Raw genomic sequence first — 17,222 nt, 5'->3', positions numbered from 1 at the left:
GGGAGAACCATGTACAATTATCCTGTACTTATTCATTATCATCGTAAAGATGAAGCTTACGAGGCTTGCAGTTTCAGCAAAAAGCCTCTAGATTCAGTAGAGCTTATCAAAGAAGAAGAATATTTTGGAGCTAAATTTTCACTGACTCAATCGAGTGAAGTAGCTCTTGAGACCATGACTTTTAGTGTTGAAAAAGATGGTGTCAGCAAAGAATATCCTATTCGCTTCAATTATTATCCACTTTTGACAGAGGTTTGGATTTTGGATGGAGATGATACAGTTTATTATTCTGAAAATCCTGCCATTGCAAGTACCCATTATAAAGACCAAAATCCTTTTGCCTTCGATAAGGCAATCAATAGTGCTAGTTTTGACCACCACTGGGGTTATCAAGGAGAGTTGGGATGTCAGGTTTCTGAAAATGAAACAAGTTTTAGCCTATGGGCACCAACAGCTACTTCTGTCCAAGTAGTAGTCTATGAATCAGCGAGTAATGACGCTCCTATCCTTAAAACCTTTGAAATGGAGCGAGGAAATAGTTACTCTTATAGCCACAAGTATAATACCATTGGTGTTTGGAGTTTAACAGTTCCAGAAAGCTTAGCAGGTCGTGCTTACCACTACCAAATTGACTTTCCTCATCACCAGTCATTAACTCGTGATCCATATACAATAGCGACAAGTCCTGATGGAAAACGTTCAGCCATTGTCTCAAACCAAGATCGTCAGGTCGAAGGTTTTGAGCTTAAGCATGGTACAGAAGCAACTTGGCGTTTGGAAAATCCTTGCCAGGCAGTCATTTATGAAATGCATATCCGTGATTTGACTAAGTCTGAAACATCTGGTGTTGCGCCAGAATTAAGAGGAACCTTCTTAGGTGCAGCGCAAACTGGAACAGTTAACCAGTATGGTCAGTCGACTGCGTTTGATTACATCAAAGAACTTGGTGTCAATTATGTTCAGTTGCAACCAATTGCTGACCGTCATAAAGAATACGAAGCTGATGGAAATGTAACTTATAACTGGGGATATGATCCACAAAACTACAATTCTCCAGAAACTAGTATGTCTACAAATCCAAATGATCCAGGCCAAGCTATCCGTGATTTAAAAGCCATGGTCCAAGCTTATCATGATGCTGGTATCGGTGTTATTATGGACGTTGTTTACAATCATACCTTCTCAACGGTGGATGCGCCATTCCAAACAACGGTTCCTGATTATTATTATCGAATGAACCATGATGGAACCTACCAAAATGGAACAGGAGTCGGTAACGAAACTGCCAGTGAGCATGAAATGTTCCGTAAGTATATGATTGATTCGCTTCTCTACTGGGTAAAAGAGTACAATATTGACGGTTTCCGCTTTGACTTGATGGGAATTCACGATGTTAAAACCATGCAGATGATTCGTTGGGCTATGGACGAAGTCGATCCGAAAATCATCCTGTATGGAGAAGGTTGGGATATGGGAACAGGCCTTGCTCCTTATGACAAGGCTAAGAAAGATAATGCCTACCAGTTGCCAAACATTGGATTCTTTAATGATAATCAACGAGATGCCATCAAAGGTTGTGAAGTCTATGGTTCTATCAAATCTGGCTTCGTCAGTGGAGCAGGTACTGAGCCGATCCTCGCAAAGGCTATTCTTGGAAGTCGTGAGCTGGGTTCTTATCTCAGTCCAAACCAGGTTCTTAACTATGTAGAAGCCCACGATAACTACAATTTACATGATTTACTTAAAACTCTTCATCCGATGGAGAGTGATAAGCGCATCATGAAGAAAGTAGAAACAGCAACGGCCATGAACCTCCTCATGCAAGGGATGGCCTTCATGGAACTGGGTCAAGAGTTTGGCCGTACTAAACTCGTAGCTACAGGCGAAAATGGAGAGTTGACTCACGCAGATCGTGAGCGAGCAATGAACAGTTATAATGCGCCTGACAGCGTCAACCAAGTCAACTGGGATTTGATCAATGAGCGTCAAGATAGCATCGAGTTTGTCCGTCAGATCATCCGTCTTAAAACACAAACTAGTGCCTTTTCATACCCTACCTATGAAGAAGTATACCGTCATGTCTTTGTTCACACAGCCATTGAAAATAGTGGTTGGATTGTCTATGAGATTCACGGTGGCGAAGAGCACTTCTTGGTTGTTTTCAATGCCAAAGGGGCTTCCTATTACTATGAAAATGCAGGAAACCTGGAAATGTTAGTAACCAATAGCCGTTCTAACCAAGAAAATGCCATTGACGATGTCAGTGTGGCAGTCTTGAATGTTTTAGCGTAAGTCTTAGATTGAAGACAGAGTCAGTGAAGTGTAGGACAAAACTATCTTGTAGAGTCCAATGAATGAACAAAAATGTTTCAAAGACTCATTTCTACTAAAATGTGAGGTCGGGATTTTTGATCTCGGCCTATACTTCTAGAAAGTTTATCTTGGAGACGATAGAAAAAGCAGAAGTTTCATTACAAATTGAATTAAAATTATAAAAGTTCATTAGTTTTAGCGGGAGGTAGCTATGGATATCAATACAATTACTCTGGAAAAATTCATCACTTTAAATGAAGAGGAAAAACTTCAGTGTATCAAAGACATTAAGCATACCTATCAATTCGAAAAGATAAAGGAAATCCTCTCAGAGCTTGGCTTAGAAAATGTAAGTGGCCAAGTCCTTAGTGAACTAGCCAAAGTCTATAATAATTGGAGTCAATTCGAAGAAGCCAAAAGAGTTTTAGAGATGGTTTCTGAAGAAGATAGGGATGCTATTTGGTATTATCGAAATGGTTTTACTCATTGGCGTTTATCTAGTGATTCGAACAAGGACTTTGAAACTGAAGCTAATCAGGCTCTAGATTTATTAGAAAATGCTATCAAAAATGCTGCCTCCCCAACAAATCCAGTCATTGATTGGTGTATTGAGTTGGTTAAAGTAGGTTCTCTAAAGGAAGTTTTTGAAGGCAAGCCAACAGACTATCCCCTGCTACAGAAATACTATTTTGAAGATGTTAATGAAACTAATCAAGAAATGAAAACTGAACAGAATAAGAAATTTTACAAGAATATTACGATAGAAGATGTTCGAAAGGCAGAAGACTCTTGGGATATTATTGAACCAGTATACGAAACTGTTAACATCTATAACACCTATAAAGACTATCTCGATTCTGCAAAAATCTTTACTTTAGAACAAAGATACCTTTTGGCGATTATCTGGTATTTTATCGAAGTAAACAATGGAGGTCACTATCAATTTTTCGATAATTCGACAGGGATTGTCTGGAAAGATACTTTAAAGGGCTTCGAACTATTTGGAATGAAGGAGCATGCTGCTAATTTCAAAAATCTCCTTGCATACTTTGGCGGAACTATCTCCTTTGATAGAGAAGAGAGATCTGAGCTGCTAGCACAGATGGAAGAAGAGTATGGTGATGCTTTTTATGAGAAATTGGATGAAGCAGATGATTTTATCTATGATTATGATGGAAATGAGAATGAACTAAGTTTTATCAAAAAGTATCCAGAGAAATTTATTTTTCAGGGAAGCGCAGATAAATCGTAAAGAATAGTAAATAAAGATAGAGCAGATTGGAAGTCTGCTCTATTTTTTAGGGGGAAATTCTTGGTTTCTGAATAGTTGAAACCTAATACTCTTCGAAAATCTCTTCAAACCACGTCAGCTTCACCTTACCGTACTCAAGTACAGCCTGCGGCTAGCTTCCTAGTTTGCTCTTTGATTTTCATTGAGTATAAATTGAATGTTATAAACTCTATATTTACGGATTTTCAATATATTTTTAAAAAATATCAGGCTAAAAATTGCTTAAATCCGAATATTTTGTTACTATTATATAAAAATGTAAGAAAATGAAAAGAGGTGAAGATAAATCAGAAAATTAAAATGATTTTCCCAGGACGCATCAGAGAATTCTTTTCAGATTTTCAAAATATTTTTTTAAAATATAGTAATTTACTTGAAACTTCTCTAAAAAGGTAGTATAATAAAAAATAAGAAAACGCTTTCAAATAAAAGGGGGATTTAATGGATACATTAGAAGCTTTAAGAACTTTTACCAGTGGTGAAAATTTCCATCTTCAGCACTATCTGGGAGCACATCGTGAGGAAAGAGATGGGGAGTATGGCTATACTTTTCGTGTCTGGGCTCCAAATGCGCAAGCTGTCCATCTAGTTGGTGATTTTACTAACTGGATTGAAAATCAAATCCCCATGGTTCGTAATGAATCTGGAGTTTGGGAAGTTTTTACCACTTTAGCTCAAGAGGGACATATTTATAAATATCATATTACTCGTGCTAATGGGCATCAACTCATGAAAATTGATCCCTTGGCAGTTCGTTTTGAAGCTCGTCCAGGCACAGGGGCTGTTTTAACAGAAATTCCTGAGAAAAAATGGAAAGACGGTCTTTGGTTAGCTCGTAGAAAACGTTGGGGATTTTTCGAGAGACCAGTTAACATCTATGAGGCGCATGCAGGATCTTGGAAGAGAAATCCTGATGGAACCCCTTATAGTTTCGCTCAACTCAAAGAAGAGCTCATCCCTTATCTCGTTGAGATGAACTACACTCATATCGAGTTTATGCCTTTGATGGCTCACCCACTTGGTTTGAGTTGGGGTTATCAGCTCATGGGCTACTTCGCCTTAGAGCATGCCTATGGTCGTCCCGAAGAGTTTCAAGACTTCGTTGAGGAATGTCATATCAACAATATCGGTGTAATTGTGGACTGGGTGCCAGGTCACTTTACAATCAATGATGATGCTTTGGCATACTACGACGGTACACCAACTTTTGAATATCAAGATCATAACAAAGCTCATAACTATGGTTGGGGAGCACTAAACTTTGACTTAGGTAAAAATGAAGTTCAGTCTTTCTTGATTTCTAGCATTAAGTTCTGGATTGATTTCTATCATCTAGATGGTATTCGTGTAGATGCCGTAAGTAATATTCTCTATCTAGATTATGACAATGCTCCATGGACACCAAATAAAGACGGTGGCAATCTTAACTATGAAGGATATTATTTCCTACAACGTTTGAATGATGTTATTAAACTAGCTCATCCGGATGTTATGATGATTGCAGAGGAGTCTTCTTCAGGTACCAAGATTACTGGCATGAAGGAAATGGGTGGACTTGGATTTGACTACAAGTGGAACATGGGGTGGATGAATGACATCCTACGTTTCTACGAAGAAGATCCAATTTACCGCAAGTATGACTTTAATCTTGTGACCTTCAGCTTCATGTATGTCTTTAATGAAAATTATCTCCTACCATTCTCACATGATGAGGTTGTCCACGGTAAGAAGAGTATGATGCATAAGATGTGGGGTGATCGTTACAATCAATTTGCTGGTTTGAGAAACCTTTACACTTATCAAATTTGTCACCCTGGTAAGAAATTACTCTTCATGGGTAGCGAATTTGGTCAATTCTTAGAGTGGAAATCTGAAGAGCAATTAGAGTGGTCTAACCTAGAAGATCCAATGAATGCCAAGATGAAATACTTTACATCACAGTTGAATCAGCTTTATAAAGACCACCGTTGTCTTTGGGAAATTGATACAAGCTATGACGGTATTGAAATTATTGATGCGGATAACAGAGATCAGAGTGTTCTTTCCTTTATCCGAAAAGGCAAGAAAGGCGAGATGCTAGTCTGTGTCTTCAATATGGCACCAGTTGAACGCCTTGACTTCACAATTGGTCTTCCAGTTGCAGGTATTTATGAAGAAATTTGGAATACAGAGTTAGAACAATGGGGTGGTGTGTGGAAAGAGCATAATCAAACTGTTCAAACTCAAGAAGGATTGTGGAAGGATTATGAGCAGACATTGACCTTTACCTTGCCAGCTTTGGGGGCAAGTATCTGGAAAATCAAACGTCGCTTGAAACCCGCTAAAAAAGAATCAAATAAATCTCAAAAAGGAGTAGAAAATGAAGAATGAAATGCTAGCTTTAATCCTTGCCGGTGGGCAAGGAACTCGTCTCGGTAAACTCACTCAGAGTATAGCAAAACCTGCTGTGCAATTTGGCGGGCGCTACCGTATCATTGACTTTGCTCTTTCTAACTGTGCCAACTCTGGTATCCATAATGTTGGGGTTATCACACAGTATCAACCACTAGCTCTCAACAGCCACATTGGTAATGGTTCTAGTTGGGGTCTTGATGTAATTGATTCAGGTGTTTCTATCCTTCAACCTTACTCTGCAAGTGAAGGAAATCGTTGGTTTGAAGGTACAAGTCATGCCATTTACCAAAACATCGACTATATCGACAGCATCAATCCTGAGTATGTTTTGATTCTTTCGGGTGACCATATCTACAAGATGGACTACGATGATATGCTCCAATCACACAAGGACAATAATGCCAGCTTGACAGTTGCTGTCTTGGATGTACCATTAAAAGAAGCTAGCCGTTTTGGTATCATGAATACAGATGCTAATAATCGTATTGTCGAATTTGAAGAAAAGCCTGCCCAACCAAAATCAACTAAGGCCTCAATGGGTATTTATATCTTTGATTGGAAACGACTTCGCAATATGCTAGTTGCGGCTGAAAAGGCTAATATTGATATGTCAGATTTTGGTAAAAACGTTATTCCAAACTATCTTGAAACTGGTGAAAGTGTCTATGCTTATGAATTCAATGGATACTGGAAGGACGTTGGTACTATCGAATCACTTTGGGAAGCAAATATGGAATACATCTCTCCAGAAAATGCTCTAGATAGCCGTAACCGTCAATGGAAAATTTATTCTCGTAACCTTATCGCTCCACCAAACTTCCTTGGAGAATTTGCTCAAGTAGAAGACTCTCTTGTAGTGGACGGCTGTTACGTAAATGGTACAGTGAAACACTCTATTCTTTCTACAACTGCTCAAGTTCGTAAGGGAGCAGAAGTTGTTGATTCTGTCATCATGAGTGGAGCAGTTATCGGTAGAGGTGCTAAAATTACACGTGCAATCATCGGTGAAGGTGCAATTATTGCCGATGGTGTTGAAATTGATGGTACAGAAGAAGTACAAGTTGTCGGATATAACGAAGTAGTGGGGGTAGCAACAGATGAAGATTGATAAATATTCAGCGATTTTAGGAAATACCGTTGGTTTCCATGATATGTCAACCTTGACAAGTAACCGTCCAGTGGCAAGTTTGCCATTTGGAGGAAAGTATCGTTTGATTGACTTCCCACTTTCAAGTTTAGCAAATGCTGGGGTTCGTAGTATCTTTGGAATCTTCCAACAAGATAACATCAGCTCTGTATTTGACCATATTCGTTCAGGTCGTGAGTGGGGCTTAAATACCCTTCTTAGCCACTACTATCTTGGAATCTACAATACTCGTGTAGAAAGTAGCACTGTTGGTAAAGAGTACTATCAACAACTTTTGACTTACCTAAAACGTTCAGGTTCAGACCAAACCGTTTCCTTGAACTGTGATGTTTTAGTGAATATCGATCTCAATCAAGTTTTCCATTTGCATAATACAACAAAATCACCGATTACAGTAGTTTATAAGAAATTACCTAAGAAAGATATTTCAGAAGTAAATGCTATCCTTGATATTGATGAAACTGACCACGTGCTTTCTCACAAACTCTTTGATAAAAAATCTGACCAAGATTTCTACAATATGTCAACAGATATCTTTGTTGTAGACACTCAATGGTTGATTAAGCGTTTGGAAGAAGAAGCTCAAAAAGAGCATCCAGAAAAATTACGTTATGTTCTTCGTGATTTGGCAGCAAAAGAAGGTGCCTTTGCCTATGAATATACAGGTTACCTAGCAAATATTCATTCAGTAGAAACATACTATCAAGCTAATTTAGATATGCTGAATCAGCAAAAATTCTACTCTTTGTTCTCACCAAATCAAAAAATTCATACTAAAGTTAAAAACGAAGAACCTACCTACTATGCATCAGGTTCAAAAGTGAACACATCTCAATTTGCTTCTGGTAGTATCATTGAAGGTGAAGTGGATAAATCTATTATTTCGCGTAATGTTCGAATCAATAAAGATAGCTTGGTTAAAGAGTCTCTTATTTTCCCTCGCGTTATCGTTGGTAAAGGTGCACAAGTTGAGTATGCAATTGTAGATAAGGGTGCTGAAATAGCTGAGGGAGTTGTTATTCGAGGTACAGCAGAAAATCCTGTTATCATCAAAAAAGGCGAAAAAGTAACAGAGGATGTCCTTTCATGAAAATTTTATTTGTAGCAGCAGAGGGCGCTCCCTTTTCAAAAACAGGTGGATTGGGAGACGTTATCGGAGCACTTCCTAAATCATTAGTAAAAGCTGGGCATGAAGTTGCTGTTATCTTACCCTACTATGACATGGTTGAAGCCAAGTTTGGTGATCAGATCGAAGATGTCCTTCAATTCGAAGTATATGTTGGTTGGCGCAGACAATTTTGTGGAATTAAGAAAACTGTTTTAAATGGTGTTACTTTCTACTTTATTGACAATCAATATTATTTCTTCCGCGGACATGTGTATGGAGATTTTGATGATGGTGAACGCTTTGCCTTCTTCCAACTTGCAGCCCTTGAAGCGATGGAGCGTATTGGATTTATCCCTGATGTCCTCCACGCTCATGACTACCATACAGCAATGATTCCTTTCTTATTGAAGGAAAAGTACAGATGGATTCAAGCCTACCAAGGAATCAAGACTGTTTTGACCATTCATAACTTGGAATTTCAAGGTCAATTCTCTGAAAGCATGCTTTGGGACTTGTTCAGGGTTGGATTTGAGCGCTACGCTGATGGAACAGTTCGTTGGAATGATTGTCTTAACTGGATGAAGGCTGGTATTCTCTATGCAGACCGTGTATCAACCGTGTCACCGAGCTATGCTTATGAGATCATGACTACAGAGTTTGGTTGCGGTATTGATCAGATTCTTCGTATGGAATCTGGTAAGGTTTCTGGTATTGTAAACGGAATTGATACTGATCTATACAACCCAGAGACGGATGCTTTACTAGAGTATCATTTTAATAAAACTGATCTGTCAGGAAAAGCTCAAAATAAAGCGAAACTTCAAGAAAGAGTTGGTCTTCCAGTACGTCCTGATGTTCCAATGATTGGTATCGTGTCACGTTTGACTCGTCAGAAGGGCTTTGATGTGGTGGTTGAAAGCCTGCATCGTATGCTTCAAGAGGATATTCAAATTGTTCTCTTAGGAACTGGAGATCCAGGATTTGAACAAGCTTTCTCTTGGTTTAGTCAAGTATTCCCAGAAAAACTTTCTGCCAATATTACTTTCGATGTGAAATTAGCTCAAGAGATTTATGCAGCATGTGATATTTTCCTCATGCCAAGTCGCTTTGAACCGTGTGGACTTTCACAAATGATGGCCATGAGATATGGTACGCTTCCTTTAGTAAACGAGGTGGGTGGACTTAGAGATACTGTTCAAGCCTTTAATCCAATTGAAGGAACAGGTACAGGCTTTAGCTTTAACAACCTAACTCCATACTGGCTCATCTGGGCATTGCAAACAGCTTTGGATGTTTATCACAACCATCCTGATGTTTGGAAAAATATGCAAGTTCAAGCCATGGAATGTGATTTCTCTTGGGATACAGCCTGCAAGTCATATCTTGATTTGTATCACAGTTTAGCAAACTAAATAGTTAAAATCGTATGATACCTTCATACGATTTTTTGAGATTCTGAAAGTAAGGCAATTATATGAAAAAAATTAAAGGACTCTGTGTACTGGATGTAGATGGGACACTGATAGAAGAGGAAGTTATTGATTTGTTGGGGAAAGAAGCAGAATGTGAAGAAGAAGTAGCTCTACTGACTGCCCAAGCTATGAGAGGAGAACTTGATTTTGAAGAAAGCCTGAGAAAACGTGTTTCTTTATTACAAGGACTATCTGTAGATACTTTTGATAAGATTTATCATGAACTACACCTTAGTAAAAATGCTGCGCAATTTATTAACACTCTGCAAAAAAATCAGATAGAAGTGGGTTTAGTTTCGGGTGGATTTACACCTGTGGTTGAAAGAATAGCAAAAGATTTAGGAATTTCATTATTTGCTGCTAATCAACTGGAAATCAGAGATGGTCATTTAACTGGAAATCTTGTTGGTCCTATTATCAGCAGAGAAGTTAAAAAAGAAACCCTAGTAAGATGGGCTGATGAATTAGAGGTACCAATTGATAGAACAATTGCTATTGGAGATGGAGCTAATGATTTAGCAATGTTGAAGAGAGCTGGCATTGGAGTTGCCTTCTGTGCCAAGGATTTTCTAAAAAATGAAATCCCGCATCATATTGATGAGAGAGATTTCGCAAAAGTAATGAAACTGATAGATTTTCTTTGACTAGAAAGAGGAGAGTATGAAAATTGTAATCGCACCAGATTCCTTTAAGGAGAGTCTCCCCGCAAATGAAGTAGCTGAAGCGATTAAAGGAGGCTTGAAAAGATCCTTACCCGATTCAGAGTTTCTACTTTTACCTGTTGGCGATGGAGGGGAAGGAACAGTGGATGCCATTAAAAATTCACTTGGTCTTGTAGAAAAAACTGCTTTAGTGACAGGCCCCTATGGAGATGAGGTGAAAATGCCTTATGTTTATAAAGAAAATCTTGCTTTATTTGAAGTTGCAGATTTGATAGGTCTTGCTAAAATTCCTGTTGAAAAAAGAAAGCCCCTGAAGATTCAAACAAAGGGGATTGGTCAACTGATCCTATATTTAATCAAACAAGGAATGAAAGAGATCTATATAGGAGTTGGTGGGACATCCAGTAACGATGGTGGTATTGGAATTGCCTCAGGACTTGGTTACCAGTTCTATGACAAAAATGGAGATGAACTTCTAGCTATTGGTCAGTCTTTGTTTGAAATTACTGATATCTCAAAGGAGAAAGTTATATCTATTCCTTCTGATGTGCATATCAAAATCTTAGCAGATGTTACCAATCCACTCTGTGGAATTCGCGGTGCCACCTATACATTTGGGAAGCAAAAAGGGTTAAACCCAGCTCAATTTCAAAAAGTTGATGATGCTATTGAAAACTTCTATCGTGATGTGGCCCCTGAAATCTTAAAGCTGGAAGGAGCTGGAGCAGGCGGCGGTATTGCAGCTGGCTTATGTGCTTTTGCTGGAGCAACAATTGTGTCTGGTATTCAAACTTGTTTAGATCTAATCGGTTTTGATCAGAAGGTTACGGATGCAGATCTTGTCATCGTTGGTGAAGGTAGGTTAGACGCTCAAAGTCTTGCTGGCAAGGCTCCAATTGGAGTAGCAAAAAGAACACCAGATGGTGTTCCAGTTATTGCTATTTGTGGGAGTTTGTCAGAGGATTTACCATCCTTACCATTTGAAAATCTCGTTGCAGCCTTTTCTATCTTAGAAAAAAGTGAACCACTAGAAGAGAGTCTGAAAAAGGCAACAGTCTATTTAGAAAATACAGCGGCAAACATTGGTCAGATCTTAGCTTTGAAGAAGAATTAACCAAACCATTTTTTCCAAAGAGAAGTAGGAGCTTTGGTCTCTTTTTCTTGCCACAAGTATGGAAAGGCCTTTTTAAGGTCTTTTTCATTTATTTGAACAGGTGCATCACTATGAATAATCAAGCCAAAAGGGGATGAATTGTGATCTTCTGAAACGATAGTCGCTTGGCAGTCAGCATCTTTGGCTTGTTTTAAATAATAGACCTGTTTTTCAAATACTACTTGAGGAGAAATCTTGACAAACAGAGGTTCAGATTCTTTTTTTAGACTCTCTAAAATAGATACATAACCCTTATAAAAATTATCATCATTAGCTGTTTCTAGGTCTGCATAGCCAAGGACACGTTCCTCAAAAGTGCCGAGAAAACGTCTCTGTTCATCTGGATTTAGTTTAAGCCCACCATGAGCTTTTTCTAGGATTTGTTTTGATACATCAGTCATAAAAATAGTATATCATAAAATAAAGGAGAAAACAGACAAAAGAAAGCGATTACTTTATAAAGTTAAGGAAAATTTGCACAAAGATAACGTTTTTCCTTGAAAAACGATGATTTTTAAGGTATCATAGAGGTGTAAAAAATATAACTCATAAGGAGAGTATAAAATGTCAATTATTACTGATGTTTACGCTCGCGAAGTCCTAGACTCACGCGGTAACCCAACACTTGAAGTAGAAGTTTACACTGAATCAGGTGCTTTCGGACGTGGTATGGTTCCATCAGGAGCTTCTACTGGTGAACACGAAGCAGTTGAACTTCGTGATGGTGACAAATCTCGTTACGGTGGTCTTGGTACACAAAAAGCTGTTGACAACGTAAACAACATCATTGCTGAAGCAATCATCGGCTACGATGTACGTGACCAACAAGCTATCGACCGTGCTATGATCGCACTTGACGGTACTCCTAACAAAGGTAAATTAGGTGCTAACGCAATCCTTGGTGTGTCTATCGCTGTAGCTCGCGCTGCTGCTGACTACCTTGAAATCCCACTTTACAGCTACCTTGGTGGATTTAACACTAAAGTTCTTCCAACTCCAATGATGAACATCATCAACGGTGGTTCTCACTCAGACGCTCCAATCGCTTTCCAAGAATTCATGATCGTACCTGCTGGTGCACCAACATTCAAAGAAGCTCTTCGTTGGGGTGCTGAAATCTTCCACGCACTTAAGAAAATCCTTAAAGGCCGTGGTCTTGAAACAGCTGTAGGTGACGAAGGTGGATTCGCTCCTCGTTTCGAAGGAACTGAAGACGGAGTTGAAACTATCCTTGCTGCTATCGAAGCTGCTGGTTATGTTCCAGGTAAAGACGTATTTATCGGATTTGACTGTGCATCATCAGAGTTCTACGATAAAGAACGTAAAGTATACGACTATACTAAATTCGAAGGTGAAGGCGCTGCTGTTCGTACTTCTGCAGAACAAATCGACTACCTTGAAGAATTGGTAAACAAATACCCAATCATCACTATCGAAGATGGTATGGACGAAAACGACTGGGATGGATGGAAAGCTCTTACTGAACGTCTTGGTGGTAAAGTTCAATTGGTTGGTGACGACTTCTTCGTAACAAACACTGCTTACCTTGAAAGAGGTATCGCTGAAGGCGCTGCTAACTCAATCCTTATCAAAGTTAACCAAATCGGTACTCTTACTGAAACATTCGACGCTATCGAAATGGCTAAAGAAGCTGGTTACACTGCCGTTGTATCACATCGTTCAGGTGAAACAGAAGATTCAACAATCGCTGACATCGCAGTTGCAACAAACGCAGGACAAATCAAGACTGGTTCACTTTCACGTACAGACCGTATCGCTAAATACAACCAATTGCTTCGTATCGAAGACCAACTTGGTGAAGTAGCTGAATACCGTGGATTGAAATCATTCTACAACTTGAAAAAATAAAATAGTTCAGTGAACTAATAAAAGCCCTTGGTTTTTTCCAGGGGCTTTTGTATATTATAAAAAAAGATCAAAGAAATTCAGTCTTGTTTTCGTTTTCTAGTGATGAAAAAAGAGATTTTTAAGCATATTTTTGGTATAATAATACCCAAGGTAAACTAGAGAAAAGAAGGAGGTAGAGATGGAAAAGTATTTATCGGTCACAACTTTGACCAAGTATTTAAAAATGAAATTCGATAGAGACCCCTATTTGGAACGGGTCTATTTAACTGGTCAAGTCTCTAACTTCCGTAAGCGTCCAACGCATCAGTATTTTTCTCTAAAAGATGACCGAGCAGTTATTCAGGCAACCATTTGGTCGGGGATATATCAAAAACTAGGTTTTGACTTAGAAGAAGGCATGAAGATCAATGTAGTTGGTCGCGTCCAAGTCTATGAGCCAAGTGGAAGCTATTCGATTATTATTGAAAAAGTTGAACCAGACGGTGTCGGTGCACTTGCTATTCAGTTTGAACAGCTAAAAAAGAAATTATCAGAAGAAGGTCTTTTTCAAGAACGCTTTAAACAAGCAATTCCTCAGTTTGCAAAACGAATTGGTGTGGTGACCAGTCGAAGTGGTGCTGTCATTCAGGATATCATTACTACTGTTAGCAGACGTTTCCCAGGAGTAGAGATTGTCCTATACCCTACTAAAGTTCAAGGTGAAGGGGCATCAGAGGAGATTGCTCGTAATATTGCGAGAGCTAATGAACGAGAGGATTTAGATGTTCTGATTATTGGACGTGGTGGTGGATCCATTGAAGATCTTTGGGCCTTTAACGAAGAGATTGTAGTTCGCTCTATCTTTGAATCACGGTTACCCATCATTTCAAGTGTGGGTCACGAAACAGATGTCACTTTGGCTGATTTTGTTGCGGATAAGAGGGCTGCGACACCGACAGCTGCTGCTGAATTCGCTACACCAGTAACTAAGTTAGACCTTTTGACCTACCTTCAGAATCAAGAGAAGCGGATGACTACAGCTGTTAAACATACTTTATCAAAGAAAAAAGAAGCTTTGAGAAACCTCAGTCAATCCGTCATTTTTAGACAACCAGAACGTTTGTATGATGGATATTTGCAACGATTGGATCAGTTAGAGTTGCGACTGAAGCAAGGATTAAATGCCGAATTGGTTCGAAATCAACAAAAGGTTCAAGAACAAATCCACCGATTGGAACAATCATCGCCAATCATCAAGATTCAGCGTTATCAGGATCGTATTCAACAATTAAGGAAACTGCTGCGTAGCCAGATGGCTGTGACCTATGATGCAAAAGTAGCTGAAGTAAAGCGTCTATCAGAAGCTCTCCTTATGCTAGATACTAGTCGAATTGTAGCCAGAGGTTATGCTATCGTCAAGAAAGGCGAAGTAGTCGTCGCTTCGGCGAGAGATTTGAAAGAAAATGACCAAGTATCACTGTTGATGAGGGACGGTCAAGTAGAATTAGAGGTAAGAGATGTCAAAACAAAAGAAATTTGAGGAAAATTTAGCAGAGCTTGAGACTATTGTTCAAAGTTTGGAAAATGGGGAAATTGCACTAGAAGATGCCATTGCTGCTTTTCAAAAAGGAATGATCCTATCAAAAGAATTGCAGGCAACTCTGGACAAGGCTGAAAAGACCTTGGTCAAGGTTATGCAAGAAGATGGAACAGAAAGTGAACTACTATGAACAAGCAGGAAAAATTAGCTTTGGTTGAGTTAGCTCTTGAAGACTTTTATGGTGACCAACAATTTGCATCCAGTTTAAGAGAAGCTGTTCTTTATTCCATACATGCAGGTGGTAAAAGGATTCGCCCATATCTACTTCTAGAAGTTTTGGAGTCCTTGCAGCTGTCTATCGCGCCAGCTCATGCTCAGGTTGCAGCGGCGCTTGAGATGATTCACACTGGAAGTTTGATCCATGATGATCTTCCTGCTATGGATAATGATGATTTTCGTCGGGGGCGTTTGACCAACCATAAGGTGTATGGTGAAGCTCTAGCTATTTTAGCAGGGGATGCGCTTTTTTTGGACCCCTATGCTCTAATTGCCCAAGCAGATTTACCAAGCCAAACTAAGGTAGATTTAATAGCAAATCTATCACTTGCTTCTGGTAGTATGGGAATGGTAGCTGGTCAAGTATTGGATATGGAAGGTGAAGGAAAACACTTGAATTTAGAGGAACTTCAGACTATCCATGCTAATAAGACCGGTAAACTTTTAGCCTTTCCTTTTCAAGCAGCTGGAATCATTGCTGGATTGGATAAAAATCTTCAAAATCAACTTAAAACAGTTGGAGAACTGATTGGACTTGCTTTTCAAGTGAGAGATGATATCCTTGATGTTACGGCAAGTTTTGAGGAAATTGGCAAGACACCTCAGAAAGATTTGCAGGTCGAGAAGTCAACCTATCCTGCTTTGTTGGGATTAGACCAGGCGATAGCGTTTTGCAATCAAACTTTGGATCAAGCTAATGCGAAACTTGAAGAGATTAGCCAAGTTGTGAGCTTTGACAAGGAACCAATTGTAAAAATAGTAGAAAGTTTGAGAATCGATGGCTAAGGAAAGAGTAGATGTACTAGCATATAAACAAGGTTTATTTGAAACTAGAGAACAAGCCAAGCGAGGAGTTATGGCAGGTTTAGTAGTCGCTGTACTTAATGGGGACCGGTTCGATAAGCCTGGAGAAAAAATCCCTGATGATACAGAGTTGAAACTCAAGGGTGAGAAGCTCAAGTATGTTAGTCGTGGTGGTTTGAAGTTAGAGAAGGCTTTAGAAAAATTTGATTTAACTGTTGAAGATAAAACGACCATTGATATCGGAGCTTCTACAGGAGGATTTACTGATGTCATGCTTCAAAGCGGTGCAAAACTGGTTTATGCCGTTGATGTAGGGACCAATCAGCTAGCCTGGAAATTAAGACAAGACTCACGTGTTATCAGTATGGAACAGTTTAACTTCCGTTATGCTGAAAAGACTGACTTTGAACAAGAACCGAGTTTTGCCAGTATCGATGTTAGTTTTATCTCCCTAGGCCTCATTATACCAGCCTTGCACCGAGTTTTAGCTGATCAAGGGCAGGTTGTTGCTCTAGTTAAGCCTCAGTTTGAGGCTGGACGTGAGCAGATTGGTAAGAATGGGATTATCAGAGATGCCAAGGTTCACCAACATGTCTTGGAATCAGTAACGGAAATGGCAGTCAGAGAAGGTTTTTCTGTCCTAGGATTGGATTTTTCTCCGATACAAGGAGGACACGGAAATATAGAGTTTCTTGCTTATTTGCGTAAAGAGGAACAAGCAAGCAATCAGGTTGTTACTGAAATAGAAAAAGTTGTAGAGAGAGCACATAGAGAGTTTAAAGATGAATAAAAAAGAGAGACTTGAAAAGATTAGAAGATTTGTAACAGATTATCAAATCGGTACCCAGGAAGAAATCGTCGAGCATTTGAAAGAGGCCGGTATTTCTGCAACACAAGCAACTGTATCACGAGATATAAAGGAACTTGGAATTGTCAAAATTCCATTAAAAGATAATACTTACATTTATGAACTACCTAAATCAATCGTTAGAAGTTTGCAATTGGCAGAAAATAACATTATCGATTGTGAACGCATGGGGAATATGATTAATTTGAAGGTTATCCCAGGAAATACTGCGTTCGTCAAGAGTCAGTTGGCAGATTCATTTGCTGATCAAATTTTTGGCTGTATTGCCGATGATAACTCCATCTTGATGGTATTTAGAAGTGAAGAAATAGCCAAAGAAATTTTTGAGCAAGTTAAAAATTGGTAG

General features: G+C 39.0%; 15 protein-coding genes. 14 read left to right on the top strand and 1 reads right to left on the bottom strand.

The window, feature by feature from the left end; all coding sequences use genetic code 11:
• The first annotated feature begins 9 nt into the window (after window positions 1–9).
• The 8 genes from pulA (at window position 10) to QM874_RS01675 (ending at window position 11,501) form a co-directional block, all read left to right on the top strand.
• Complete coding sequence (gene pulA / locus QM874_RS01710) at window positions 10–2,292, top strand: type I pullulanase (protein WP_414315970.1); 2,283 nt, start codon at window positions 10–12, stop codon at window positions 2,290–2,292.
• A gap of 232 nt (window positions 2,293–2,524) precedes the next feature.
• Window positions 2,525–3,565, top strand: a complete 1,041-nt coding sequence (locus tag QM874_RS01705) for a DMP19 family protein (protein ID WP_414315969.1) — start codon at window positions 2,525–2,527, stop codon at window positions 3,563–3,565.
• 480 nt (window positions 3,566–4,045) lie between these two features.
• Window positions 4,046–5,974, top strand: coding sequence for a 1,4-alpha-glucan branching protein GlgB (gene glgB, locus QM874_RS01700; RefSeq protein ID WP_414315968.1), 1,929 nt, complete (start codon window positions 4,046–4,048; stop codon window positions 5,972–5,974).
• Window positions 5,964–7,106 carry a glucose-1-phosphate adenylyltransferase gene (locus QM874_RS01695; RefSeq protein WP_414315967.1) on the top strand — a complete coding sequence of 381 codons (1,143 nt, stop codon included), beginning with the start codon at window positions 5,964–5,966 and terminating at the stop codon, window positions 7,104–7,106. The genes glgB and QM874_RS01695 overlap by 11 nt, the downstream gene beginning before the upstream one ends.
• A complete protein-coding gene (gene glgD, locus QM874_RS01690) occupies window positions 7,096–8,235 on the top strand; it encodes a glucose-1-phosphate adenylyltransferase subunit GlgD (protein WP_414315966.1) in 1,140 nt (379 codons plus the stop codon). The genes QM874_RS01695 and glgD overlap by 11 nt, the downstream gene beginning before the upstream one ends.
• Window positions 8,232–9,665 (top strand): glycogen synthase GlgA, encoded by a 1,434-nt coding sequence (gene glgA, locus QM874_RS01685; RefSeq protein ID WP_414315965.1) that lies wholly within the window; start codon window positions 8,232–8,234, stop codon window positions 9,663–9,665. Before glgD ends, glgA begins: the two co-directional genes overlap by 4 nt.
• Before the next feature lie 62 nt (window positions 9,666–9,727).
• Window positions 9,728–10,369, top strand: coding sequence for a phosphoserine phosphatase SerB (gene serB / locus QM874_RS01680; protein ID WP_414315964.1), 642 nt, complete (start codon window positions 9,728–9,730; stop codon window positions 10,367–10,369).
• A 16-nt stretch (window positions 10,370–10,385) separates the two neighbouring features.
• Entirely contained in the window at window positions 10,386–11,501 is a 1,116-nt protein-coding gene (locus tag QM874_RS01675) for a glycerate kinase (RefSeq protein ID WP_414315963.1), read from the top strand.
• Here QM874_RS01675 and QM874_RS01670 read toward each other — a convergent pair.
• Window positions 11,498–11,941 carry a DUF1694 domain-containing protein gene (locus QM874_RS01670; protein WP_414315962.1) on the bottom strand — a complete coding sequence of 148 codons (444 nt, stop codon included), beginning with the start codon at window positions 11,939–11,941 and terminating at the stop codon, window positions 11,498–11,500. The two genes, QM874_RS01675 and QM874_RS01670, sit on opposite strands and share 4 nt — an antisense overlap.
• 163 nt (window positions 11,942–12,104) lie before the next feature.
• On the opposite strand from QM874_RS01670, the gene eno reads away from it, so the two are divergent.
• The 6 genes from eno (at window position 12,105) to QM874_RS01640 (ending at window position 17,222) form a co-directional block, all read left to right on the top strand.
• A complete protein-coding gene (eno, locus tag QM874_RS01665; RefSeq protein ID WP_049531791.1) occupies window positions 12,105–13,409 on the top strand; it encodes a surface-displayed alpha-enolase in 1,305 nt (434 codons plus the stop codon).
• 178 nt (window positions 13,410–13,587) lie between these two features.
• On the top strand, window positions 13,588–14,928 hold the full coding sequence (gene xseA, locus QM874_RS01660) for an exodeoxyribonuclease VII large subunit (RefSeq protein WP_414315961.1): 1,341 nt from the start codon (window positions 13,588–13,590) through the stop codon (window positions 14,926–14,928).
• Window positions 14,906–15,118 (top strand): exodeoxyribonuclease VII small subunit, encoded by a 213-nt coding sequence (locus QM874_RS01655; RefSeq protein ID WP_075567625.1) that lies wholly within the window; start codon window positions 14,906–14,908, stop codon window positions 15,116–15,118. The genes xseA and QM874_RS01655 overlap by 23 nt, the downstream gene beginning before the upstream one ends.
• The gene (locus QM874_RS01650; protein WP_414315960.1) at window positions 15,115–15,990 is read left to right on the top strand and encodes a polyprenyl synthetase family protein; all 876 of its coding nucleotides are present in this window, start codon (window positions 15,115–15,117) and stop codon (window positions 15,988–15,990) included. Before QM874_RS01655 ends, QM874_RS01650 begins: the two co-directional genes overlap by 4 nt.
• On the top strand, window positions 15,983–16,798 hold the full coding sequence (locus QM874_RS01645) for a TlyA family RNA methyltransferase (RefSeq protein WP_414315959.1): 816 nt from the start codon (window positions 15,983–15,985) through the stop codon (window positions 16,796–16,798). Before QM874_RS01650 ends, QM874_RS01645 begins: the two co-directional genes overlap by 8 nt.
• Window positions 16,791–17,222, top strand: a complete 432-nt coding sequence (locus tag QM874_RS01640) for an arginine repressor (RefSeq protein ID WP_414315958.1) — start codon at window positions 16,791–16,793, stop codon at window positions 17,220–17,222. Before QM874_RS01645 ends, QM874_RS01640 begins: the two co-directional genes overlap by 8 nt.

Source organism: Streptococcus infantis (genome assembly GCF_047463615.1).
GTDB lineage: Bacteria > Bacillota > Bacilli > Lactobacillales > Streptococcaceae > Streptococcus > Streptococcus infantis_X.
This window is presented reverse-complemented; position numbering and strand designations above follow the sequence as displayed.